This is a genomic window from Citrobacter sp. Ce006, assembly GCF_030336535.1.
Classification (GTDB): Bacteria; Pseudomonadota; Gammaproteobacteria; order Enterobacterales; family Enterobacteriaceae; genus Citrobacter; species Citrobacter europaeus.
Genome location: NZ_JAOWDO010000061.1, coordinates 1 through 23651 on the forward strand (window position 1 = coordinate 1; position 23651 = coordinate 23651).

Below are 23651 nucleotides of genomic sequence, written 5' to 3' on the forward strand. Positions count from 1 at the left end.
AATGACAGAAAAATGACTGAGTGCTGCATTCCACAGCAAAACCCCGCCTTATACCCATTTACACACAGAGTTATCCACAAACCACACGATCGTTTCTGCGATCCTCTCTTTATAACAGCCTCTTTCAACAGAAATAAGAAGGGGTCAAAATCGAAAATTAAAAATTCGCGAGCGTTGCGCAAACGTTTTCGTTACAATGCCCCCGCACAACAAGGATGCCCCGTAAGGGGCGTTAGCTGAGTTTTTAGCCAAGAATTCACCTAACGCTCTCTGTAATAGTCAAATCCAGGGGATTTACCATGCAACAACGTCGTCCAGTCCGCCGCGCTCTGCTCAGTGTTTCTGACAAGGCCGGTATCATCGAATTCGCTCAGGCACTTTCCGCACGCGGTGTGGAGCTGCTGTCAACGGGTGGCACTGCGCGCCTGTTAGCGGAGAAAGGTCTGCCAGTGACCGAAGTTTCCGATTACACCGGCTTCCCGGAAATGATGGATGGACGCGTGAAGACCCTGCATCCCAAAGTCCACGGCGGTATTCTTGGTCGTCGCGGTCAGGACGACGGAATTATGGAACAACACGGTATCGCGCCTATCGATATGGTGGTCGTTAACCTGTACCCGTTCGCCGAGACCGTGGCACGCGTTGGCTGCTCGCTGGAAGATGCAGTAGAGAACATCGATATCGGTGGCCCGACCATGGTACGTTCCGCCGCCAAGAACCATAAAGATGTGGCTATCGTGGTGAAGAGCAGCGACTACGACGCCATTATTAAAGAGATGGATGCTAACGAAGGCTCTCTGACCCTCGACACTCGTTTCGATTTGGCGATTAAAGCCTTCGAACACACCGCCGCCTACGACAGCATGATTGCCAACTACTTCGGCAGCATGGTTCCGGCTTATCACGGCGAAAGCAAAGAGGCCGCTGGCCGTTTCCCGCGTACGCTGAACCTGAATTTCATTAAGAAGCAGGATATGCGCTACGGTGAGAACAGCCACCAGCAGGCTGCCTTCTATATAGAAGAGAATGTGAAAGAAGCGTCCGTTGCCACCGCACAGCAGGTACAGGGCAAAGCGCTTTCCTACAACAATATCGCTGATACCGACGCAGCGCTGGAGTGCGTGAAAGAGTTCAACGAGCCAGCCTGCGTGATCGTCAAGCACGCTAACCCGTGCGGCGTGGCGGTAAGCACTTCTATTCTCGATGCTTACGACCGCGCCTATAAAACCGACCCGACCTCCGCATTCGGCGGCATCATCGCCTTTAACCGCGAGCTGGATGCCGAAACCGCGCAGGCCATCATCTCCCGCCAGTTCGTGGAAGTGATCATCGCCCCATCGGCTACCGAAGACGCACTGAAGATCACCGCCGCGAAACAGAACGTTCGCGTTCTGACCTGCGGCCAGTGGGCACAGCGTGTGCCGGGTCTGGACTTCAAACGCGTTAACGGCGGACTGCTGGTTCAGGACAGGGATCTGGGTATGGTGAGCGAAGGCGAACTGCGCGTAGTGTCCAAACGTCAGCCGACCGAACAAGAGCTGCGCGATGCGCTGTTCTGCTGGAAGGTCGCCAAGTTCGTGAAATCCAACGCCATTGTTTACGCCAAAGAGAACATGACTATCGGCATAGGCGCAGGCCAGATGAGCCGCGTGTACTCCGCCAAAATCGCGGGCATTAAAGCGGCGGACGAAGGTCTGGAAGTGAAAGGTTCAGCCATGGCTTCCGACGCGTTCTTCCCGTTCCGCGATGGTATTGATGCTGCCGCCGCCGTTGGCGTGAGCTGCGTTATTCAGCCTGGTGGCTCTATCCGTGATGATGAAGTCATTGCCGCTGCCGATGAACACGGTATCGCGATGATCTTTACCGACATGCGCCACTTCCGCCATTAATCCACGGAGCAGACGATGAAAGTATTAGTGATTGGCAACGGCGGACGCGAGCACGCGCTGGCCTGGAAAGCGGCGCAGTCGCCGCTGGTCGATACCGTTTTTGTTGCACCGGGTAACGCAGGCACCGCACTGGAACCCGCGCTGCAAAACGTGGCAATCGCGGTAACCGATATTCCGGCACTGCTGAGCTTTGCCCAGAACGAGAAGATCGATCTGACCATCGTTGGTCCGGAAGCGCCGCTGGTGATTGGCGTGGTCGATGCCTTCCGCGCCGCAGGCCTGAAAATTTTCGGCCCAACCGAAGGTGCTGCACAACTGGAAGGCTCCAAAGCCTTCACCAAAGACTTCCTCGCGCGTCATAACATCCCGACCGCGGAATATCAGAATTTCACCGAGATTGAGCCTGCCCTGGCCTATCTGCGTGAGAAAGGCGCGCCGATCGTCATCAAAGCTGACGGTCTGGCTGCCGGTAAAGGCGTTATCGTGGCGATGACGCTGATCGAGGCCGAAGCTGCCGTTCACGACATGCTGGCGGGTAACGCTTTTGGCGATGCAGGACATCGTATCGTTATCGAAGAGTTCCTCGACGGCGAAGAGGCAAGCTTTATCGTGATGGTCGACGGCGAGCACGTGCTGCCGATGGCCACCAGCCAGGACCACAAGCGCGTAGGTAACGGCGATACCGGCCCGAACACTGGCGGCATGGGCGCATACTCACCGGCCCCAGTGGTGACCGATGAAGTCCACCAGCGCACCATGGAACGCATCATTTGGCCAACCGTGAAAGGCATGGCGGCGGAAGGTAACACCTATACCGGTTTCCTGTACGCGGGTCTGATGATCGACAAGCAAGGCAACCCGAAGGTTATCGAGTTCAACTGCCGCTTCGGCGATCCGGAAACCCAGCCGATCATGCTGCGCATGAAGTCGGACCTGGTGGATCTTTGCCTGGCCGCCTGCGACGGCAAGCTGGATGAGAAAACCTCTGAGTGGGATGAACGCGCCTCGCTGGGTGTGGTCATTGCCGCCGGAGGTTATCCGGGCAACTACAACACCGGCGATGAGATCCACGGCCTGCCGCTGGAGTCTTCAACGGAGGGTAAGGTCTTCCACGCTGGCACCAAACTCGCTGACGACGACCGAGTGCTGACCAGCGGCGGCCGTGTGCTGTGCGCCACCGCCCTGGGTCATACCGTGGCTGAAGCGCAGCAACGCGCTTACGCCCTGATGACGGACATCCGCTGGGACGGCAGCTTCAGCCGTAACGACATCGGCTGGCGCGCCATCGAGCGTGAGCAAAACTAACGGCTGAGCTTAGCCAGCAGCGTTTTGCGCGTAATACCTAACTGACGGGCGGCTTCGGTTTTGTTGCCGCCCGTTTTTTCCAGCGCCGCCAGAATCACCTCTTTTTCAACATCCACCAGCGGTTGGATCTCGCCACTGAATTCCGTTTTTATTGGCGTCGCGGCAATCGCCAGCGGCAGCTCGCGCTCGGTAATATACTCGCCCGTCAGCAGCACCACCGCCCGCTCCACCGCGTTCTCCAGTTCACGGATATTGCCCGGCCAGTCATAGTGGATCAGCAGATCCATCGCCTGCGGAGTAAAGCCTTTCACCGCTTTTCGGTTACGCGCGGCAAAACGCTGGAGAAAATGTTCGGCCAGAAGCGGAATATCTTCCCGACGCTGACACAGTGCTGGCATTTCAATGGTGACGACGTTCAGGCGATAGTAGAGATCCTGGCGAAAGCGCCCGGCGCTGACCTCCTCGGCCAGATTACGATGCGTGGCGGCGATCAGCCGGACATCAACCGCAATAGTCTGGTTGCTGCCAACCCGCTGCACTTCGCGCTCCTGGATAGCCCGCAGCAGACGCACCTGCATCAGCGGTGAGATATCGCCAATTTCATCAAGAAATAACGTGCCGCCATCGGCTTCGACAAAACGCCCTTCTCGGCGTTTATCCGCCCCGGTAAACGCGCCTTTCTCGTGGCCAAAAAGTTCGGACTCCAGCAGCGATTCATTAAGCGCCGCGCAGTTGAGCGTCACCAGCGGCTTATCGCAGCGGGCGCTGCTGGCATGTAGCGCCCGGGCCACCAGCTCTTTCCCCGTGCCGGAGTCTCCGTGAATAAGCACCGTTGCATCCGAAGGAGCAACCATCGCAATTTCGTTGAGCAACTGCTGCATCGCCGGACTGCGGCCAATCATGCCAAACTGTACCGCCGACGCCGATGGCAGTTCAGCGCCCGTTTCCCGGGTATGCGCCAGCGCCTTTTCCAGCGTCTCCTGCAGACGGTCAAAATCCAGCGGCTTGATTAAGTAGTCCAGCGCCCCGGTTTTCAGCGCCTCAACGGCAGTCTCCACGCTGGAGAACGCCGTCATGATTAACACTGGAATCGCTGGATTCAGCGTTTTAATCTCTTTCTGCGTTGCGATGCCGTCCATCTCCGCCATGCGCACATCACACAGCACTAAATCAAATACGCGTTCGCGCACCTGTTCCAGCGCCGCTCGCCCGCTATAGGCCAGCGCGACCTCATAACCCCAGCCGCGCAGCAACGCCTGTAAAATGGTGCAGTGGCTGATATCGTCATCGACCACCAGAATATTGATTTTTCCGCGCGTCATCCTTGTTGATCCTGTTGTTTCGCTTTGGTCGGCAGCCAAAGGGTAAAGGTCGCGCCTTTGCCCTCAACGCTTGCCACCTGAATGGTACCACCGTGTTGTTCGACTATGTTCTGCACAACCGCCAGCCCGAGACCGGTTCCGTCAGCTTTAGTCGTGAAGTAAGGCGTAAAAATGGCCTCCAGTTGTTCCGCTGCAATCCCTTTCCCGCTATCGGTCACCACGATCTTAACGCGATCGGCGCTGCTTTCACTCGCTTCAACCGTAATCGTGCCCTGATGCCCAATCGCATGAATGGCGTTCAGATACAGGTTCAACAAAACCTGAGTCAGTCGGTCAGGATCGGCCTGAATCGCGGGTAACGTGGAACTGGCCGAAAACTGTAGCTGGATTTCCCGGCTTGCCGCATCCTGACTCACCAGGTGTAATGAGTGGGTGATGACCTCATTAAGATCCACCTGTTGCAACGTCAGATGCGCAGGTTTCACCAGCTCCAGCAGCTCGCTCACTACCCGATTTAAACGATCCGCCTCTTTCGCCATCACCTGAGCCAGTTCGTGCGACTCGCCCCCTGCGGGGGTTCGTTCGGCAAAATACTTTGCTAAGCCTTTGATGGATGAAAGCGGGTTACGAATCTCATGCGCGACCCCAGCCGCCAGATGCCCAAGCGCCATCAGTTTTTCTTTACGCTTCATCGCGTCCTGCAGCTCTTTGTATGAGCGCTGATAGCGCTGATACCAGAAGAACGTCAGCACGGTGGCCAGCAGCACAGCCGCCAGCGCAAAGAGGACTATCAGAGTGTTACGCCACTCTCTTGCCTGAGTCGCGGCCAGATCGCTGGCATCAAAGGCGATAAATATGGTTTGCGCAGGCGTGATAAGCTTTCCGTCATTGCTGGCGCAGCGCGCCATGCCATGGCGTCCAGGACCATACATCGGCTGAAACTGGCGATAAATTTCCAGGGCCGGCGTTTTTTCGCCGTCCCTCGCTGGAATGTCAATATTTCGCCAGCTTTCTTGTTCCCCGGGACTAAGCTGTTGCAGAACATCCGGTGAATAGAGCGTTTTGCCGACCATTGAGGAATTGCTGTGAGTCATAATGACACCATGCTCATCAACAACGGCAAACCAAAGCACACCGGGTTGTACGGCCATTTCCTCCAGGAGCGTCTGCTGTTGAGCATGATGCATACGCATTCCCATGCCTACGCGCGTACCAGACTCCAGAGCGCGGATCAGCACGCTGCCTTTTTCCAGTAACGTTTGCCGTGCGGCGCCGCTTTCCCGCCCATAGTCCCGAATGGTCATAATCGAAAACCAGCCGACCAAAATCAGGATCGACGCCAGCAAGAGTCGGCTCGCCCACCTGGCCGCCGTGTCCTTATAAAGACGCATACGCTCTCCCTTTACCCACCTGTTCCTTTCATCGTTGCCGGTATACAGCAGAAATCATGCCATTTTTTCTCCTTAAGAACCCTGCCCTCAGACACAAACAGCTGCAAGTAGCGGGTAAAAATGACCCGTTAGCGCGTTCTGGCGAGTCATTTTTACTCGCTTCTCTACAGAGACGACGAGTACAGCGCCCGCAGGGCTGGGATTACCGCTTTGGCACGGAAGATGCAAACAGGTATGTAAGCTAACCAACAGGAGAACGAACCATGAAACGGAACAACAAACTGGCGCTGATTGCACTCTCTCTTATCGCACTGGGCTCGACCCCGGCGCTGGCGCAGAATCACTGGGGATATGGTGACGGAATGCAGCAACGGGGCGGTACGCCAATGACCGCTGAGCAGCAGGCTACCGCGCAGAAAATTTATGATGATTACTACTCACAAACTAGCGCATTGCGCCAACAGCTGACCTCCAAACGTTATGAGTACAACGCGTTGCTAACAGCCAGCTCGCCGGACACGGCAAAAATTAATGCCGTGGCAAAAGAGATGGAGGCGTTGAATCAGTCCCTTGACGAGCAACGCGTTAAACGCGATGTCGCAATGGCGCAGGCAGGCGTACCTCGCGGAGCGGGAATGGGTTACGGCGGATGCGGCGGTGGCGGTAACCATCGCGGCGGCGGCCATATGGGAATGGGCCACTGGTAACAGTATTGCCTGATGGCAAATTATCAGAAGGTTTTCTCTTTCGGTTGCCAGTGACAGAAGTCTTCGTTGGCGACCAGCAGGAGCTGTGATCCTTCGGGCGCTTCCAGCCATGCCACGCTCACCTCTACGGATGAATGGCTCTGGCGGCGCTCAATATGGTTTATCGCCCACGATTCAAGATCGGGCTTCAGCGTCTCACCTTCACAGGTTGTGACCGTGTTATTCGCATGCCAGCGTCCCTGACGCAATATCACCCGTCCCTGACGCAACGCATCGCTGGTCTGGCGGATTTGATCGGCACGGTAGCGGTAAAGCGCGATTTGATCGCTGGAAAGCTGCTGCTTAAGACCGTCGACCTCACGCTGCATGAAACTCAGTTCACCCCGGTCATCAAAGCGTATACGAACATGTTCCGGCGGTTTACTGTACACGTTGAGTTCTATCAGAGAGAGCGAGTCACCCTGCCAGCGGTATTCACTGGTGGTGGTATCGCCTTTACGCCACGGACTAATTACCGAGAGCAAGTGAACATCGTCGCTGGAATCTTTACGCCAAATGCGTACTGCCCCCTGATCGCCAACATAGCCGCTGGCTGTGAACGGAGGAAGTTCAGAATGGCGACTGCAGGCAGACAGCAACAGAACACCTGAAAGCCACAGCGAATGACGCCAGATGGACAAAAGGGGCGAAACCGCCCCTTCGATAAAACTGTTCACTGCCACGCGAATTACTTAACCGCGTCTTTCAGTGCTTTACCAGAAACAAATGCCGGTACGTTAGCTGCGGCAATTTTGATTTCTTTACCGGTCTGCGGGTTGCGGCCAGTGCGCTCAGCACGGTGGTTCACTTTGAAGGTACCGAAACCAACCAGTTGTACAGCATCGCCTTCTTTCAGAGACTCAGTAATAGCAGCCAGAGTGGATTCCAGAGCAGCTTTAGCCTGTGTTTTAGACAGTTCTGCTTTGTCTGCAATTACATCAATCAGTTGAGTCTTGTTCATAAGTTATCCTTACAATGTGTTTATCGCTTGCTAAGCATCGAGTGCGACGGAAATGCCAGAAAAGCACTCTCCTGCATACACGCACCGATAGCCACTTTTTTTCGCCCCCCAAATGTAGACCAGACCGGGGGCGGATGGGAAGCCTTCAGGCACGACAAATCAGGCGTTAAATCACGTTTTGTGGTGTCATTGCTGAAAATTTATACCAATATTGCTCTCACCAGCCTCGCGCAGGTCTGCACGAAGCCCTTTTATCAGCTCAATATCGCGTTCTTCACAGTCGGCTAAAAGTCGGAAAATTTCCCACTGAATATCCCATTCTTGTTCAACAGCCGGGTTCTCTTTGAGCTCTTCATCGGTCATTTCGCGACCAGCCTGGGTCATTTCCAGCATCGCAACCGTCGTAATCGAAGCCTTACTAACTTCAATGGCATGCTCCAGCGTTTCACCGCTAAGACGCGAATGCATCAGTTCGCTTAATGCCACACAGGCATCAATCGCCGGATAAACGCCGTACAGATCGTAATCATCTGCAGAAGGAATGGCCTCTTCAAACTTTTCCAGTTGGCTATCGAAATTGATTTTCGCGTCTTTAACCGTCAGCGCTTCCCAAATCAGATCCAGAATTCGGCGGTAAATCTGTCCATCGCCAAATTCAGTTTGCTTGCAGAACATGGTGTAGTTTGGGTACATGCGTTCGCACAGGCAGGCCATAAATGTGACGTGCTGCCAGCTTTCCAGCTTCTCCAGACGCAGGTGAATCGGATTTTGTAACATGATGAGTTCTCAAATACGGAAATTAGCGGCAGTTTACCTGATATGGGGCGTTTTTGCTGCAAGCCGCGTAAAAGCCGGGCGTTCGGATGCCACCGCATCTGCCCAGCGTGTTGGTTCCGGCAGACGATAGCCGTTCATACAGCGTTGCACCCACGCCAGCGCGCTGTCCATACTCACGCGGTGCCCCGTAGAGATAAACAGCGGATTACAGCGTGCTTTGCTGCGCCAGACCCATGCCAGCTGTTCGCCTTTATCCAGCAACGGGGCTAATGCTCCGGGTTCGGCGGCAAGCGGCTCAAACTTGCCGCACAGCCGCTTTTTCGCCACGCCGATCGTCGGGACATCCACCAGCAGGCCAAAATGGCTGGCCACACCCAGACGGCGCGGATGAGAGATACCATGACCGTCAACAAATAGCAGATCGGGCTTGTACGAGAGCAACTGCCAGGCGGCCATCAGCGCGGGGGTTTCGCGAAAGGAGAGAAAGCCAGGAATGTAGGGCATAGTGGTGGCGATTCGCGCCACCTTGTATTCAACCAGTTCCAGCGAGGGGTATTTCAGTAAGACCATCGCGGCTCGCGTCACTTCGCCGCCCTGCTCAAACCCAACGTCCGCCCCGCCGATCAGATCCGGCGGATCGTTCTTCAGGCGATCCTCGCGGATCACCGAAGAGGCCAGTTCAAGCTGCTGCGCGCGCAGCGACGCGAGATCCATAATAACTCCTTAGCGGTGGTATTGTTCGGACAGGCGATGCACCGCCTCCACAAACACCCCAGCATGTTCCGGCGGCACGTCCTGATGAATGCCGTGGCCCAGGTTAAAGACATGACCTTCACCGTGACCGAATCCGGCCAGAATCGTCGCAACCTCTTCTTCGATGCGGGCTGGCGGCGCATACAGCATGGACGGATCCATATTGCCCTGTAGCGCCACTTTATGACCAACACGACGACGCGCATCGGCAATATCGGTAGTCCAGTCGAGACCTAACGCATCACAGCCGGTTTCCGCCATCGCTTCCAGCCACTGACCGCCACCTTTGGTGAACAGCGTCACCGGTACGCGACGACCTTCGTTCTCACGCAGCAGGCCATCGACGATTTTGTGCATGTAGTACAGGGAGAACTGCTGATAGTCGCGACCGGTCAGTACGCCGCCCCAGGTATCGAAAATCATCACCGACTGCGCGCCCGCTTTGATCTGCGCGTTCAGGTACAGGGTGACGCTCTTCGCCAGCTTATCAAGCAGCAGATGCAGCGCTTTTGGATCGGCGTACATCATCTTTTTAATCACGGTGAAGGCCTTGCTGCTGCCGCCTTCGACCATATAGGTCGCCAGCGTCCACGGACTACCGGAGAAGCCGATCAGCGGTACTTCGCCTTTCAGTTCACGGCGAATAGTGCGCACCGCATTCATCACGTAACCCAAGCCATCTTCCGGGTCCGGGATCGGCAGTTTGTCGACATCAGCCTTGCTGGCGATCGGCGAGGTGAAGCGTGGGCCTTCTCCGGCTTCAAAGTACAGCCCAAGTCCCATCGCATCGGGAATCGTCAGGATATCCGAGAAGAGGATCGCGGCATCAAGTTTATAGCGACGTAGCGGCTGCAGCGTGACTTCGCAGGCCAGCTCGGCATTTTTGCACAGCGCCATAAAATCGCCCGCCTCGGCGCGCGTGGCTTTATATTCCGGTAGATAGCGGCCTGCCTGGCGCATCATCCATACCGGAGTGACATCAACGGGCTGGCGCAGCAGCGCACGCAGATAACGATCGTTCTTCAGTTCGGTCATTTTTGCAGTTCCTTATTGCGTCAGTCCATCAGTGTATCACCACTCGTTCTTTACTCGTACTCAGCCCGACACATTGCCACAGTGTCTTCAATCAATCGACGCGCGACGGTGCCTGGCGGGGGTAAAAGCGGTAAGTCGTCATAGCGATACCAGTTCGCTTCCAGCAGCTCTTTCGGGTCAATAACAATTTCGCCGCTATCATACTCCGCCATAAATGCGGTCATCAAAGACTGCGGGAACGGCCATGGCTGAGAAGTGACGTAGCGCAGATTTTTCACCTTAATGCCGCTCTCTTCCATGACTTCACGCGCCACCGCCTGTTCCAGGGTCTCGCCCACTTCGACAAAACCTGCCAGCACGGTATGCACACCGTTACGATGGCGAACATGCTGGGCGAGCAGGATAGAGTCATCACGGCGAATGGCGACGATAATGCAGGGGGCAATTTGCGGGTAGTAGCGTTCGCGACAGTGGCTACACAGCATCGCCCATTCCGTTTTACTCGGGTGCATGGGATGACCACAGTAACCGCAGAATTTATGCGAACGGTAAAACTCGGCCAGCTGTACGCCGCGTCCGGCCAGTTGAAACAAACCAACATCCTGGTCAATGATCTGGCGTACCGACCCCATATCGTGTCGACGCTGCTGCTGCACCAGCCAGACTGTCTCCCCTTCCCATTCGCCTATTGGCATGGCGCGCTGCCCGGTCAGATCAAAACGGGCTGCGTCGCCGTAAGGCAGTTCGCCATGAGGCAACCATAACTTTTGCTCATGACTGACAATCCACCAGCCGCTATCAAATTTTTCAATTATACGATCCATATCTCTTGCGCAACCTTTGCTTCACAGGCATGTTGTTTACATTATTTTTACATTTACGGGTGAGCAGTTCCTTAACACCATCTTGCGGAGTCAATCATGCTAAACCAGCTGGAAAGCCTGACGGAGCACGTCGGAGGAAGTAATAAACTGGTTGATCGCTGGCTACATGTACGTAAGCACCTGCTCGTGGCTTACTACAATCTGGTTGGCATTAAGCCTGGCAAAGAATCGTACATGCGACTCAATGAAAAAGCGCTGGATGATTTTTGTCAGAGCCTGGTCGATTACCTCTCCACCGGACACTTCAGTATTTATGAACGTATTCTCCATAAATTGGAAGGGAACGGGCAGCTTTTAAAAGCCACAAAAATTTGGCCGCTGCTGGAAGCCAATACGCAGCTGATCATGAACTACTATGATACCAGTCTGGAAACGGCGATTGATCATGATAACTTCCTTGAATTCCAACAGGTTTTATCAGATCTCGGCGAGGCGCTGGAAGCCCGTTTCGTGCTGGAAGATAAGCTGATCATGTTGGTATTTGACGCGATGCACGAGAGTAGTACTCTCAAACGTCATGCTTGAGATTTGCGGCATTAACGCGTAGCTTACATTCATTACCTCTTTACTGAGGTTACTTCTTGTCGGAGTGCTTATTTTCCACAACAGCATGAGTGGAAAAGGCTGAGACCGTTAATTCGGGATCCGCGGAACCTGATCAGGTTAAAACCTGCGAAGGGAACAAGAGTCAATCTGCAATAGCATCGCCTCCGGGCGAGCTTCTCTCTTGCTTCATCCGTCGTCTGACAAGCCATATCCTTACTTTTATCTGGAATGAGCTATGTCTGCCACTACTAAACCTTCACGCCGCGAACAGCGCGCTCAAGCCCAACATTTTATCGATACCCTGGAAGGGACCGCCTTTCCAAACTCAAAACGCATTTATATCACTGGTTCGCAGCCGGATATCCGCATTCCGATGCGCGAAATTCAGCTCAGCCCGACGCTGATTGGCGGTAGCAAAGACAACCCGCAGTTCGAAGAGAACGAAGCCGTGCCGGTGTACGACACCTCCGGGCCGTATGGCGATCCTGACGTGGCGATAAACGTCCAGCAGGGTCTGGCAAAACTGCGCCAGCCGTGGATTGTCGCGCGTAACGATAGCGAAGAATTAGACGTCCGTAGTTCCGCTTATACCAAAGAACGTCTGGCCGATGATGGTCTGGACGAGCTACGTTTCACTGGCCTGCTGACGCCAAAGCGCGCCAAAGCCGGTAAGCGAGTCACCCAACTGCATTACGCGCGCCAGGGGATAGTCACCCCGGAGATGGAATTTATCGCCATCCGCGAAAACATGGGCCGCGAGCGCATTCGTAGTGAAGTGCTGCGCCACCAGCATCCGGGGATGAGCTTTGGCGCGCGCCTGCCGGAAAACATTACGCCGGAATTCGTGCGTGATGAAGTCGCCGCGGGCCGCGCGATTATTCCTGCCAATATCAACCACCCGGAATCCGAGCCGATGATCATCGGTCGTAACTTCCTGGTAAAGGTTAACGCGAACATCGGCAACTCTGCCGTCACCTCCTCTATCGAAGAAGAGGTAGAAAAACTGGTGTGGTCAACGCGCTGGGGCGCAGACACAGTGATGGATCTCTCCACCGGCCGCTATATCCACGAAACCCGTGAGTGGATTTTGCGTAACAGTCCGGTACCGATCGGTACTGTACCGATCTACCAGGCGCTGGAGAAGGTCAACGGGATCGCCGAAGATCTCACCTGGGAAGCCTTCCGCGACACGCTGCTGGAGCAGGCTGAACAGGGCGTCGACTACTTCACCATTCACGCGGGCGTGCTGCTGCGCTACGTGCCAATGACCGCCAAACGCCTGACCGGCATTGTCTCACGCGGCGGTTCAATTATGGCGAAATGGTGCCTTTCTCATCACAAAGAGAACTTCCTGTTCGAACATTTCCGCGAGATTTGCGAAATCTGCGCCGCCTACGACGTCTCCTTGTCGCTGGGTGACGGCCTGCGCCCGGGTTCAATTCAGGATGCGAACGACGAAGCGCAGTTCTCCGAACTGCATACGCTGGGCGAGCTGACCAAAATCGCCTGGGAATACGACGTGCAGGTGATGATTGAAGGCCCGGGTCATGTACCCATGCATATGATCCAGCGCAACATGACCGAAGAGTTGGAGAGCTGCCACGAAGCACCGTTCTACACCTTAGGGCCATTAACCACTGACATCGCGCCGGGCTATGACCACTTCACTTCCGGGATCGGTGCGGCGATGATCGGCTGGTTTGGCTGCGCGATGCTATGCTACGTCACACCGAAAGAGCACCTCGGCCTGCCGAACAAGGAAGATGTGAAGCAAGGGCTGATTACCTACAAGATTGCCGCCCACGCCGCTGACTTAGCGAAAGGCCATCCGGGCGCGCAGATCCGCGATAACGCGATGTCGAAAGCGCGCTTCGAATTCCGCTGGGAAGACCAGTTTAACCTCGCGCTCGACCCGTTCACCGCCCGCGCCTACCACGATGAAACCCTGCCACAGGAATCCGGCAAGGTTGCCCACTTCTGCTCCATGTGCGGACCGAAGTTCTGCTCGATGAAAATCAGCCAGGAGGTTCGCGACTACGCTGCGGCACAAACGATTGAAGTCGGCATGGCGGATATGTCGGAAAACTTCCGTGCCAAAGGCGGCGAAATCTACCTCAAAAAAGAGGAGGCGTAATGTACCAGCCTGATTTCCCAACCGTGCCGTTCCGCCTCGGGCTTTACCCAGTGGTGGACAGCGTGCAATGGATTGAACGCCTGCTGCAGGCAGGCGTGCGCACGATCCAACTGCGCATTAAAGATAAGCGTGATGAAGAGGTCGAAGCCGACGTCATGGCCGCCATTGAGCTGGGGCGTCGCTATGACGCCCGGCTTTTCATCAACGATTACTGGCGTCTGGCAATTAAGCACCGCGCTTACGGTGTGCATCTGGGCCAGGAAGATCTTGAAACCACTGACCTGAAAGCGATTCAAACGGCGGGACTACGCCTGGGGGTGTCCACTCACGATGATATGGAGATAGACGTCGCGCTCGCCGCTAAACCTTCTTATATCGCGCTGGGTCATGTCTTCCCCACGCAAACCAAGCAGATGCCTTCCGCCCCGCAGGGGCTGACACAGTTGGCAAGTCATATTGAACGACTGGCGGATTACCCGACCGTCGCCATTGGCGGTATCAGCCTTGAGCGTGCCCCGGCAGTGCTGGCGACCGGTGTCGGGAGCATTGCCGTGGTCAGCGCGATTACTCAGGCGGCTGACTGGCGTGAAGCCACGGGCCAGCTACTGGATATCGCAGGAGTGGGCGATGAATGACCGCGACTTTATGCGCTACAGCCGCCAGATCCTGCTCGGCGATATCGCCATCGAAGGCCAACAAAAGCTGCTCGATAGCCATGTGCTGATTATCGGTTTAGGCGGGTTAGGTTCGCCTGCCGCGCTGTATCTGGCGGGAGCAGGCATCGGCAAACTGACGCTGGTAGACGATGACGATATTCATCTGAGCAATCTGCAGCGCCAGATCCTGTTTACCACTGATGATATCGCGCGTTCAAAATCTCAGGTTGCCCAGCAGCGCCTGACGCGGCTCAACCCGGATATCGAACTGGTATCGCTCCAGCAGCGACTGAAAGGCGATGCGCTCCGGCATGCGGTAGCACGTGCCGATGTGGTGCTCGACTGTACCGATAACATGGCCACGCGCCAGGAAATTAATGCCGCCTGCGTAACGCTCAACACACCGCTCATCACCGCCAGCGCCGTCGGCTTTGGCGGCCAACTGATGGTGCTCACGCCACCGTGGGAACAAGGCTGTTATCGCTGCCTGTGGCCAGATGATGTAGAGCCTGAACGCAACTGCCGTACCGCCGGTATCGTCGGACCGGTTGTTGGCGTGATGGGCACCTTACAGGCGCTGGAAACGATTAAATTACTCAGCGGTATTGAGACGCCCAGCGGAGAGCTACGCTTGTTTGACGGCAAAACCAGCCAGTGGCGCAGCCTCGCGCTACGACGTGCCAGCGGCTGCCCGGTATGCGGGGGGCAACATGCAGATTCAGTTCAATGATGAGCCGATGCAGTGCGCCGAAGGACAGACCGTCAGCAGCCTGCTCGCTACGCTTAATCAGCTTAAACCGGGCGCGGCGCTGGCGCTCAATCAGCAGATCCTGCCGCGCGAGCAGTGGGAGCAGCAAATCGTGCAGGAAGGCGACCAGATCCTGCTTTTTCAGGTTATTGCAGGGGGTTGATATGTTACGTATTGCCGACAAAACGTTTGATTCACATCTGTTCACCGGTACCGGAAAATTTGCGTCATCGCAGCTAATGGTCGAGGCGATTCGCGCCTCCGGCAGCCAACTGGTGACGCTGGCAATGAAGCGCGTGGATTTACGTCAGCACAACGACGCTATCCTGGCGCCGCTCATTGAAGCGGGCGTTACGCTGCTGCCCAATACATCCGGGGCGAAAACCGCTGAAGAGGCGATTTTTGCCGCCCAACTGGCGCGCGAAGCGCTGGGCACCCACTGGCTGAAATTAGAAATCCACCCGGACGCCCGCTGGCTATTGCCGGACCCGATCGAAACGTTGAAAGCCGCAGAAGCACTGGTGAAACAGGGCTTCGTGGTACTGCCTTACTGTGGCGCAGATCCGGTGCTGTGCAAACGGCTGGAAGAGGTTGGCTGTTCGGCGGTAATGCCGCTCGGCGCGCCCATCGGTTCTAATCAGGGGCTGGAAACCAAAGCGATGCTGGAGATTATTATCCAACAGGCGACCGTGCCGGTAGTGGTTGATGCGGGCATCGGCGTCCCCAGCCACGCCACGCAGGCGCTGGAAATAGGCGCCGACGCGGTGCTGGTCAATACGGCGATTGCCGTGGCGGATGACCCAGTGATGATGGCGACAGCGTTCCGTCTGGCGGTTGAAGCAGGCTTGCTGGCTCGCCAGGCGGTACCCGGAAGCAAAAGTTCACAAGCAAGCGCCACCAGCCCATTAACCGGATTCCTGGAGGCTTTCTCATGAAAACGTTCAGCGACCGCTGGCGACAGCTGGACTGGGACGACATCCGCCTGCGCATCAACGGTAAAACCGCCGCTGACGTGGAGCGCGCCCTCAACGCTTCACAGCTTAGCCGCGATGATTTGATGGCACTGCTTTCTCCCGCCGCTGCCGATTATCTGGAGCCGCTGGCGCAGCGGGCGCAGAAGCTCACCCGTCAGCGTTTCGGCAACACCGTTAGTTTTTACGTCCCGCTCTATCTTTCTAATCTTTGCGCCAACGACTGCACCTACTGCGGTTTTTCGATGAGCAACCGTATCAAACGCAAAACGCTGGACGAAGATGAGATACAACGGGAGTGTGCGGCTATCCGTGATCTGGGTTTTGAGCATCTGCTGCTGGTCACCGGTGAACATCAGGCAAAAGTGGGGATGGATTATTTTCGTCACCATTTACCCGCTATTCGCCGCCAGTTTGCCTCATTACAGATGGAGGTACAGCCGTTGTCAGAAGCTGAATATGCGGAGCTGAAGACACTGGGGCTGGATGGCGTGATGGTGTATCAGGAGAGTTATCATGAAGCGATTTACGCCCACCACCATCTGAAGGGGAAAAAGCAGGATTTCTTCTGGCGACTGGAAACGCCGGATAGGCTGGGCCGCGCCGGGATCGACAAAATCGGTCTTGGCGCGTTAATTGGTTTGTCCGACAGCTGGCGTGTTGATTGCTATATGGTGGCTGAACATCTGTTGTGGATGCAGCAGCATTACTGGCAGAGCCGCTACTCCATCTCCTTCCCTCGCCTGCGTCCATGCACCGGAGGCGTTGAGCCAGCATCGATCATGGATGAGCGACAGTTGGTCCAGACCATTTGCGCGTTTCGTTTACTGGCACCAGAAATTGAGCTGTCGCTTTCAACCCGAGAATCGCCATGGTTTCGTGACCATGTGATCCCGCTGGCGATCAACAATGTCAGCGCCTTCTCAAAAACCCAGCCCGGTGGTTATGCCGATAACCATCCTGAACTGGAACAGTTCTCCCCACATGACGCTCGTCGCCCGGAAGCCGTTGCTGAAGCACTCATGGCGCAGGGATTACAGCCCGTGTGGAAAGACTGGGACAGCTATCTGGGACGCGCTGCCCAGATGCCCTAAGTCCAACGCTATTCAGGACGGGGAAGCATAAACAAAAAAACCCGCTTTCGCGGGTTTTTTCTTCACTGGCACTTAACTGCTCAGGCTCTGGCCTTCATCGCTATCGTAAGCGTTCGTGAAATTATCGGCGTTTACAGCGCGACAACGTTAACAGCAGACGGGCCTTTGGCGCCATTCTCCACGGAGAACTCCACCTTTTGACCTTCGTCTAACGTTTTATAATCGTTACTCTGGATAGCAGAGAAATGCACAAACACGTCCTTGCTACCGTCCTGAGGAGTGATAAAGCCGAAGCCTTTCTCAGAGTTAAACCATTTTACTAAACCAGTCATTTTGTTAGACATAGATACTTCCTTTCATTTTTTTGAGCCGCTTACGCAGCGAAGATGGCCTGTTTTGCAGAAATTAACTTATGGGGCACTTAGGGAGGAGGCTCATGAAGAAGAGTATCTGAGGATAACGCTTGAACTGAGAACTGCTTTACTAAAACTGCTTGCATAAGGTCTGTGTTCCAAACCGATGCCGCTATAGTAGACCTACTTCTAATCATTAAGCAAGCATTAATTTTTTTAATACCCACTGAGTGGTGAAATGTTAAACCATCGCGGCTGAGCATCCCGGATAACCGCTTGATCTACAATGAACAAAAGCCCCGACTATTGCAGTCAGGGCTTTAAGTTACTACACACTTCAGATTTAACATTAATAAACTTAACGATTTAATACTGCTGATGGTACTGCTTTAAAATGTACACGTTTACCACAGATAATATTGGATATTGATACTAACTAAAACCTTCCTCTATTTACCGTTAAACACATTCCACCCGCTTGATAATAGAACTCAAGGCTGGTGACCTAAACAAGTACACTTCCCCTCGCGACATATACTCTTTGATGCGTTGCCTTATTTCCCTTGCGATAACCAGAAAAAAAGATATCGCAAACATTTACTATTAAATCATGGCGTTACATCGTCGCGTTTAACTGACTTTTTGCGATTAGTTAAATCAACTACGTGGCCTGAAAGCATTGTCGAAGTGAAAAAATAGTGTTTTCAGCATCGACTATCCCATACAAAAATACTTCGTGGCCTTTATCGCAACCCCCAATAAAGCTCTACTAACACTTACTACGTTAACAGCAAACTACAATTTCTCCGCTGTTAAGTATTAACATACGGGTTTAAAAAATGCTGTCAATACTGTTTTTTATAACATGTCTTTATTGACAGTAATTATATATTCCCGCATGTGATAAGCGAGTCAAAAAGCCGACGGCCCCGGTCCAGATCGTAGGGTTTTGCCTCTTTTTGTAACCGGTTTCAGAAAAAGTGGTTTTCTTTGTGATGCCTTGCACACAATCGTTGCAAAGCAGTTGTTGCTACAGCTGGCTCGCGATAATTATCAACCCACACATGTTGCTCGAGACTGCTTATGAAAAACATCGTTTTATGCTGTGCCGCCGGAATGTCCACCAGTATGCTGGTGCAAAAGATGAAAGATGCCGCCCAGAAAAAAGGTGTCGACGTCACTATCAAAGCGGTCCCGGTGGCTGAATTTGCAGAGAATATCGCCACTGCGGATATCGTGTTGCTCGGTCCACAGGTTAAGTATGAGCAGGCCAAGCTGCAGGCGCTCGCCGATCCGCTAGGTAAAAAGGTCGCCGTCATCGATATGATGGATTACGGCATGATGAAAGGCGATGCTGTACTGGACAAAGCGCTGAAACTACTGGAGTGATGGCATGGAAGAGTTAGAAACGATCATCATGGAATTATTGGTAAACGCCGGCGCTGCGCGCAGTCAGGCCCTGACGGCGCTACAACTGGCGCGTAAAGGTGATTTCCCGGGTGCAGAACAAGCGATGACGGAATCACGCGAGTACGTTAAACAAGCGCATAAAATCCAGACCCAACTGATCGGAATTGACGAAGGTACCGGCAAGCTACCGGTTAATCTCATCACCGTCCATTCGCAGGATCACCTGATGAACGCGATGGTGATTCAGGATTTGGCGGGAGATATGATTGAGCTTTATCGGCGTTTACCGCCGGTAAATTAATGACATTGCCGGATGGATTCGTCGCCTCCCAGGCCCGACAAGCACATCGCCATCAGGCATAACATAGACATAAAAAAACCCGCCGAAGCGGGTTTTTTATTAGGGTCAGCAACGATTAATCGTTGTCAGAACCGCCCAGGCCTGCATTCAGCAGTTCTGCCAGGCTGGCAGACGCATCTTCAGCAGTCACCTGCGGAGCAGCCGGCAGTTCGCCCGCTGCGCGACGGCGCATACGATCCTGGTGGTACGCATAACCGGTACCTGCCGGGATCAGACGACCCACGATTACGTTCTCTTTCAGACCGCGCAGTTCATCACGTTTACCTGCAACAGCGGCTTCGGTCAGGACACGCGTGGTTTCCTGGAACGATGCTGCAGAGATGAAGGACTCGGTTGCCAGAGACGCTTTGGTGATACCCAGCAGATCGCGGGAGAACGTTGCACCCACTTTGCCGTTCGCTTCCAGATCGCGGTTGGCAATCTTGACGCGGGAGTATTCAACCTGCTCGCCTTCCAGGAAGTCGGAGCTACCAGCGTTTTCGATGGTGGCTTTACGCAGCATCTGACGAACGATAACTTCGATGTGTTTATCGTTAATCTTAACGCCCTGCAGACGGTATACGTCCTGAACTTCGTTAACGATGTAACGAGTTACAGCATGCACACCACGCAGACGCAGGATGTCGTGCGGTGCTTCCGGACCGTCGGAAACAACGTCACCACGTTCTACACGTTCACCTTCGAACACGTTGAGCTGACGCCATTTCGGAATCATCTCTTCGTACGGTTCGCTACCGTCTACCGGGGTGATAACCAGACGACGTTTACCTTTGGTTTCTTTACCGAAGGAAATGATGCCGCTGATTTCAGCCAGGATTGCCGGCTCTTTCGGACGACGAGCTTCGAACAGGTCCGCAACGCGCGGCAGACCACCGGTGATATCCTTGGTACCGCCTGATTCCTGCGGAACACGCGCCAGGGTGTCACCAGAGCTGATCTGTACGCCATCTTCCAGCTGAACAATTGCTTTACCCGGCAGGAAGTACTGAGCAGGCATATCGGTGCCTGGGATCAGAACGTCGTTGCCCTGAGCATCAACAATTTTCAGTGCCGGACGCAGGTCTTTACCACCCGCAGTACGCTCTGCAGAATCCAGAACCACCAGAGAAGACAGACCGGTCAGCTCGTCGGTCTGACGAGTAATGGTCTGGCCGTCGATCATGTCAGTGAAGCGGACGAAACCACTCACTTCGGTGATAACCGGCATGGTGTGCGGATCCCAGTTCGCTACGGTTTCGCCGCCAGCAACCTGTTCGCCATCACCTTTCGCCATAACGGAGCCGTAAGGCACTTTATAGCTTTCTTTGGTACGACCGAATTCGTCGATCAGTTTCAGTTCGGTGTTACGTGAGGTGATAACCAGTTTACCGCTGGAGTTCACAACCGACTTCGCATTGCTCAGACGGATGCTACCTTTGTTTTTCACCTGGATGCTGGATTCAGCAGCCGCACGAGATGCCGCACCACCGATGTGGAACGTACGCATCGTCAGCTGTGTACCCGGTTCACCGATGGACTGTGCCGCGATAACGCCGATTGCTTCACCTTTGTTGATGATGTGGCCACGCGCCAGGTCACGACCGTAGCAGTGCGCACATACACCAAAGTCGGTGTCACAGGATACAACGGAACGGACTTTAACGGAGTCAACGGAGTTCTCTTCCAGCAGGTCACACCACTGTTCGTGCAGCAGCGTGTTGCGTGGAACCAGAATATCCGCGGTGCCCGGCTTCAGAACGTCTTCAGCAGTCACACGACCCAATACGCGATCGCGCAGCGGTTCTTTAACGTCACCACCCTCGATAACCGGGGTCATGGTGATGCCTTCCAGAGTGCCACAATCGTCTTCAGTCACCACCAGATCCTGCGCGACGTCAACCAGACGACGAGTCAGATAACCGGAGTTCGCTGTTTTCAGTGCGGTATCCGCCAGACCTTTACGCGCACCGTGAGTAGAGATGAAGTACTGGAGTACGTTCAGACCTTCACGGAAGTTCGCGGTGATCGGCGTTTCGATGATGGAGCCATCTGGCTTCGCCATCAGACCACGCATACCGGCCAGCTGACGAATCTGTGCTGCGGAACCACGCGCACCGGAGTCGGCCATCATGTAGATGCTGTTGAAGGAAACCTGCTGCTCTTCTACGCCGTCACGGTTAATAACGGTTTCAGTTTGCAGGTTATCCATCATCGCTTTGGATACACGATCGTTCGCCGCAGCCCAGATATCGATAACTTTGTTATAGCGTTCGCCTGCGGTTACCAGACCAGACTGGAACTGCTCCTGGATCTCAGCAACTTCAGCTTCTGCTTCAGAGATGATCTCGTGTTTCTTCTCTGGGATGACCATGTCATCAATACCAACAGATGCACCTGAACGCGCTGCATAAGCAAAGCCGGTGTACATTGTCTGGTCAGCGAAGATAACGGTCGGCTTCAGGCCCAGAATGCGGTAACAGGTGTTCAGCATTTTGGAGATTGCTTTCTTGCCCAGCGCCTGGTTGACGATGGAGAAAGGCAGACCTTTCGGTACGATCATCCACAGAATGGCGCGACCAACGGTCGTGTCTTTCAGGCTGGTGTGCGCAACGAATTCGCCGTTTTCATCTTTTTCATATTCAGTGATACGCACTTTGACGCGCGCATGCAGAGAGGCCAGACCTGCGCGATAGATACGCTCAGCTTCTTTCGGGCCAGTCAGCACCATGCCTTCGCCTTTGGCGTTAACACAGTCACGGGTCATGTAGTACAGACCCAATACAACGTCCTGAGACGGAACGATGATAGGTTCGCCGTTCGCCGGAGACAGGATGTTGTTGGTAGACATCATCAGCGCACGCGCTTCGAGCTGGGCTTCCAGCGTCAGCGGTACGTGAACAGCCATCTGGTCACCATCGAAGTCGGCGTTATATGCCGCACAAACCAGCGGGTGCAGCTGGATAGCTTTACCTTCGATCAGTACTGGTTCAAATGCCTGGATACCCAGACGGTGCAGTGTTGGTGCACGGTTCAGCAGTACCGGGTGTTCGCGGATAACTTCGTCCAGGATATCCCAAACGACAGCTTCTTCACGCTCAACCATTTTCTTAGCGGCTTTGATGGTGGTGGCGAGGCCACGCAGTTCCAGCTTGCCGTAGATGAACGGTTTGAACAGTTCCAGTGCCATTTTCTTCGGCAGACCGCACTGATGCAGACGCAGGTATGGACCTACGGTGATTACAGAACGACCGGAGTAGTCAACACGCTTACCGAGCAGGTTCTGACGGAAACGACCCTGTTTACCTTTGATCATGTCGGCCAAAGATTTCAGAGGACGTTTGTTAGAACCGGTGATCGCACGACCGCGACGACCGTTATCCAGCAGGGCGTCAACCGCTTCCTGCAGCATACGTTTTTCGTTGCGTACGATGATGTCCGGCGCAGCCAGATCCAACAGACGTTTCAGACGGTTGTTACGGTTGATAACGCGACGATACAGATCGTTCAGATCCGATGTTGCGAAACGACCACCATCCAACGGAACCAGCGGACGCAGATCTGGCGGCAGAACCGGCAGAACGGTCAGGATCATCCACTCTGGCTTGTTGCCAGACTGTACGAAGGCTTCCAGCAGTTTGATACGCTTGGTCAGCTTCTTACGCTTGGTTTCGGAGTTGGTTTCGTTCAGCTCTTCGCGCAGAGTTTCACACTCTTGCTCCAGATCCATGCTCTTCAGCAGGGCCTGAATGGCTTCCGCACCCATCTTCGCGTCGAATTCGTCACCGAACTCTTCCAGCGCGTCCAGATACTGCTCTTCAGTCAGGATCTGTTGACGTTCCAGGTTAGTCATACCGCCTTCGATAACAACATAAGATTCGAAGTACAGTACACGTTCGATATCGCGCAGCGGCATATCGAGCAGCAAACCGATACGGGACGGCAGAGATTTCAGGAACCAGATGTGAGCGGTCGGAGACGCCAGCTCGATGTGGCCCATACGCTCACGGCGTACTTTGGTCTGGGTCACTTCAACGCCGCACTTCTCACAGATCACACCACGGTGTTTCAGGCGCTTGTACTTACCGCACAGGCACTCATAGTCTTTTACCGGCCCAAAGATACGGGCGCAGAAAAGGCCGTCACGTTCAGGTTTGAACGTACGGTAGTTGATGGTTTCCGGCTTCTTAACTTCACCGAAAGACCATGAACGGATCATGTCTGGCGAAGCCAGAGCAATTTTGATCGCATCAAACTCTTCGGTTTTAGTCTGCGCTTTCAGAAACTTTAATAAATCTTTCACGGATTTGCTCCCGTCGGAGTTAGCACAATCTGGCGC

General features: G+C 54.4%; 22 protein-coding genes and 1 riboswitch. Of the genes, 12 read left to right on the forward strand and 10 right to left on the reverse strand.

Annotated elements, in window-relative coordinates; all coding sequences use genetic code 11:
- Nucleotides 1-299 precede the first annotated feature (299 nt).
- Nucleotides 300-1889 carry a bifunctional phosphoribosylaminoimidazolecarboxamide formyltransferase/IMP cyclohydrolase gene (gene purH, locus OGV94_RS06285; RefSeq protein WP_100193826.1) on the forward strand — a complete coding sequence of 530 codons (1590 nt, stop codon included), beginning with the start codon at nucleotides 300-302 and terminating at the stop codon, nucleotides 1887-1889.
- 15 nt (nucleotides 1890-1904) lie between these two features.
- Nucleotides 1905-3194, forward strand: coding sequence for a phosphoribosylamine--glycine ligase (purD, locus tag OGV94_RS06290; RefSeq protein WP_043018033.1), 1290 nt, complete (start codon nucleotides 1905-1907; stop codon nucleotides 3192-3194).
- On the opposite strand, the gene zraR is transcribed toward purD, so the two are convergent.
- Together zraR and zraS are read right to left on the reverse strand one after the other, a co-directional pair.
- A complete protein-coding gene (zraR, locus tag OGV94_RS06295) occupies nucleotides 3191-4516 on the reverse strand; it encodes a sigma-54-dependent response regulator transcription factor ZraR (RefSeq protein WP_221922930.1) in 1326 nt (441 codons plus the stop codon). The two genes, purD and zraR, sit on opposite strands and share 4 nt — an antisense overlap.
- Nucleotides 4513-5907 carry a two-component system sensor histidine kinase ZraS gene (zraS, locus tag OGV94_RS06300; protein ID WP_047407310.1) on the reverse strand — a complete coding sequence of 465 codons (1395 nt, stop codon included), beginning with the start codon at nucleotides 5905-5907 and terminating at the stop codon, nucleotides 4513-4515. Before zraS ends, zraR begins: the two co-directional genes overlap by 4 nt.
- A 263-nt stretch (nucleotides 5908-6170) precedes the next feature.
- On the opposite strand from zraS, the gene zraP reads away from it, so the two are divergent.
- The gene (gene zraP / locus OGV94_RS06305; RefSeq protein ID WP_047407315.1) at nucleotides 6171-6614 is read left to right on the forward strand and encodes a zinc resistance sensor/chaperone ZraP; all 444 of its coding nucleotides are present in this window, start codon (nucleotides 6171-6173) and stop codon (nucleotides 6612-6614) included.
- Nucleotides 6615-6637: 23 nt separating this feature from the next.
- Here zraP and OGV94_RS06310 read toward each other — a convergent pair whose 3' ends face one another.
- The 6 genes from OGV94_RS06310 to nudC all read right to left on the reverse strand — a co-directional run bounded on the left by OGV94_RS06310 (nucleotide 6638) and on the right by nudC (nucleotide 11003).
- Entirely contained in the window at nucleotides 6638-7330 is a 693-nt protein-coding gene (locus OGV94_RS06310; RefSeq protein WP_043018508.1) for a DUF1481 domain-containing protein, read from the reverse strand.
- 11 nt (nucleotides 7331-7341) lie between these two features.
- The gene (hupA, locus tag OGV94_RS06315; RefSeq protein ID WP_001044509.1) at nucleotides 7342-7614 is read right to left on the reverse strand and encodes a nucleoid-associated protein HU-alpha; all 273 of its coding nucleotides are present in this window, start codon (nucleotides 7612-7614) and stop codon (nucleotides 7342-7344) included.
- Nucleotides 7615-7800: 186 nt separating this feature from the next.
- Entirely contained in the window at nucleotides 7801-8391 is a 591-nt protein-coding gene (locus OGV94_RS06320; protein WP_286522895.1) for a YjaG family protein, read from the reverse strand.
- A 33-nt stretch (nucleotides 8392-8424) separates the two neighbouring features.
- Nucleotides 8425-9105 carry a deoxyribonuclease V gene (nfi, locus tag OGV94_RS06325; protein ID WP_286522896.1) on the reverse strand — a complete coding sequence of 227 codons (681 nt, stop codon included), beginning with the start codon at nucleotides 9103-9105 and terminating at the stop codon, nucleotides 8425-8427.
- A 9-nt stretch (nucleotides 9106-9114) separates the two neighbouring features.
- The gene (hemE, locus tag OGV94_RS06330; RefSeq protein WP_043018028.1) at nucleotides 9115-10179 is read right to left on the reverse strand and encodes a uroporphyrinogen decarboxylase; all 1065 of its coding nucleotides are present in this window, start codon (nucleotides 10177-10179) and stop codon (nucleotides 9115-9117) included.
- Nucleotides 10180-10229: 50 nt separating this feature from the next.
- Complete coding sequence (gene nudC, locus OGV94_RS06335; RefSeq protein WP_047407335.1) at nucleotides 10230-11003, reverse strand: NAD(+) diphosphatase; 774 nt, start codon at nucleotides 11001-11003, stop codon at nucleotides 10230-10232.
- 96 nt (nucleotides 11004-11099) lie between these two features.
- On the opposite strand from nudC, the gene OGV94_RS06340 reads away from it, so the two are divergent.
- From OGV94_RS06340 to thiH, 7 genes are all read left to right on the forward strand, one after another.
- Complete coding sequence (locus OGV94_RS06340) at nucleotides 11100-11588, forward strand: Rsd/AlgQ family anti-sigma factor (RefSeq protein WP_043018026.1); 489 nt, start codon at nucleotides 11100-11102, stop codon at nucleotides 11586-11588.
- Between the two features lie 50 nt (nucleotides 11589-11638).
- Nucleotides 11639-11761: riboswitch (TPP riboswitch) on the forward strand.
- A gap of 83 nt (nucleotides 11762-11844) precedes the next feature.
- Nucleotides 11845-13743, forward strand: a complete 1899-nt coding sequence (thiC, locus tag OGV94_RS06345) for a phosphomethylpyrimidine synthase ThiC (protein ID WP_043018025.1) — start codon at nucleotides 11845-11847, stop codon at nucleotides 13741-13743.
- The gene (gene thiE, locus OGV94_RS06350; protein ID WP_080625875.1) at nucleotides 13743-14378 is read left to right on the forward strand and encodes a thiamine phosphate synthase; all 636 of its coding nucleotides are present in this window, start codon (nucleotides 13743-13745) and stop codon (nucleotides 14376-14378) included. Before thiC ends, thiE begins: the two co-directional genes overlap by 1 nt.
- Nucleotides 14371-15129: a HesA/MoeB/ThiF family protein gene (locus tag OGV94_RS06355; protein WP_286522898.1), complete on the forward strand. Its 759-nt coding sequence runs from the start codon at nucleotides 14371-14373 to the stop codon at nucleotides 15127-15129. Before thiE ends, OGV94_RS06355 begins: the two co-directional genes overlap by 8 nt.
- A complete protein-coding gene (thiS, locus tag OGV94_RS06360) occupies nucleotides 15110-15310 on the forward strand; it encodes a sulfur carrier protein ThiS (RefSeq protein ID WP_001583973.1) in 201 nt (66 codons plus the stop codon). Before OGV94_RS06355 ends, thiS begins: the two co-directional genes overlap by 20 nt.
- 1 nt (nucleotide 15311) lies before the next feature.
- Nucleotides 15312-16082: a thiazole synthase gene (gene thiG / locus OGV94_RS06365; RefSeq protein ID WP_043018022.1), complete on the forward strand. Its 771-nt coding sequence runs from the start codon at nucleotides 15312-15314 to the stop codon at nucleotides 16080-16082.
- Nucleotides 16079-17212, forward strand: a complete 1134-nt coding sequence (gene thiH / locus OGV94_RS06370) for a 2-iminoacetate synthase ThiH (protein ID WP_043018021.1) — start codon at nucleotides 16079-16081, stop codon at nucleotides 17210-17212. Before thiG ends, thiH begins: the two co-directional genes overlap by 4 nt.
- 131 nt (nucleotides 17213-17343) lie before the next feature.
- Here thiH and cspE read toward each other — a convergent pair whose 3' ends face one another.
- A complete protein-coding gene (gene cspE, locus OGV94_RS06375; protein WP_043018020.1) occupies nucleotides 17344-17556 on the reverse strand; it encodes a transcription antiterminator/RNA stability regulator CspE in 213 nt (70 codons plus the stop codon).
- A 1092-nt stretch (nucleotides 17557-18648) separates the two neighbouring features.
- Here cspE and OGV94_RS06380 point away from each other — a divergent pair.
- Together OGV94_RS06380 and OGV94_RS06385 are read left to right on the forward strand one after the other, a co-directional pair.
- Nucleotides 18649-18954 carry a PTS sugar transporter subunit IIB gene (locus tag OGV94_RS06380; protein ID WP_043018019.1) on the forward strand — a complete coding sequence of 102 codons (306 nt, stop codon included), beginning with the start codon at nucleotides 18649-18651 and terminating at the stop codon, nucleotides 18952-18954.
- 4 nt (nucleotides 18955-18958) lie between these two features.
- Nucleotides 18959-19276 (forward strand): PTS lactose/cellobiose transporter subunit IIA, encoded by a 318-nt coding sequence (locus OGV94_RS06385; protein WP_043018018.1) that lies wholly within the window; start codon nucleotides 18959-18961, stop codon nucleotides 19274-19276.
- 115 nt (nucleotides 19277-19391) lie between these two features.
- Here OGV94_RS06385 and rpoC read toward each other — a convergent pair whose 3' ends face one another.
- The gene (gene rpoC / locus OGV94_RS06390) at nucleotides 19392-23615 is read right to left on the reverse strand and encodes a DNA-directed RNA polymerase subunit beta' (protein WP_043018017.1); all 4224 of its coding nucleotides are present in this window, start codon (nucleotides 23613-23615) and stop codon (nucleotides 19392-19394) included.
- Nucleotides 23616-23651: the final 36 nt, after the last annotated feature.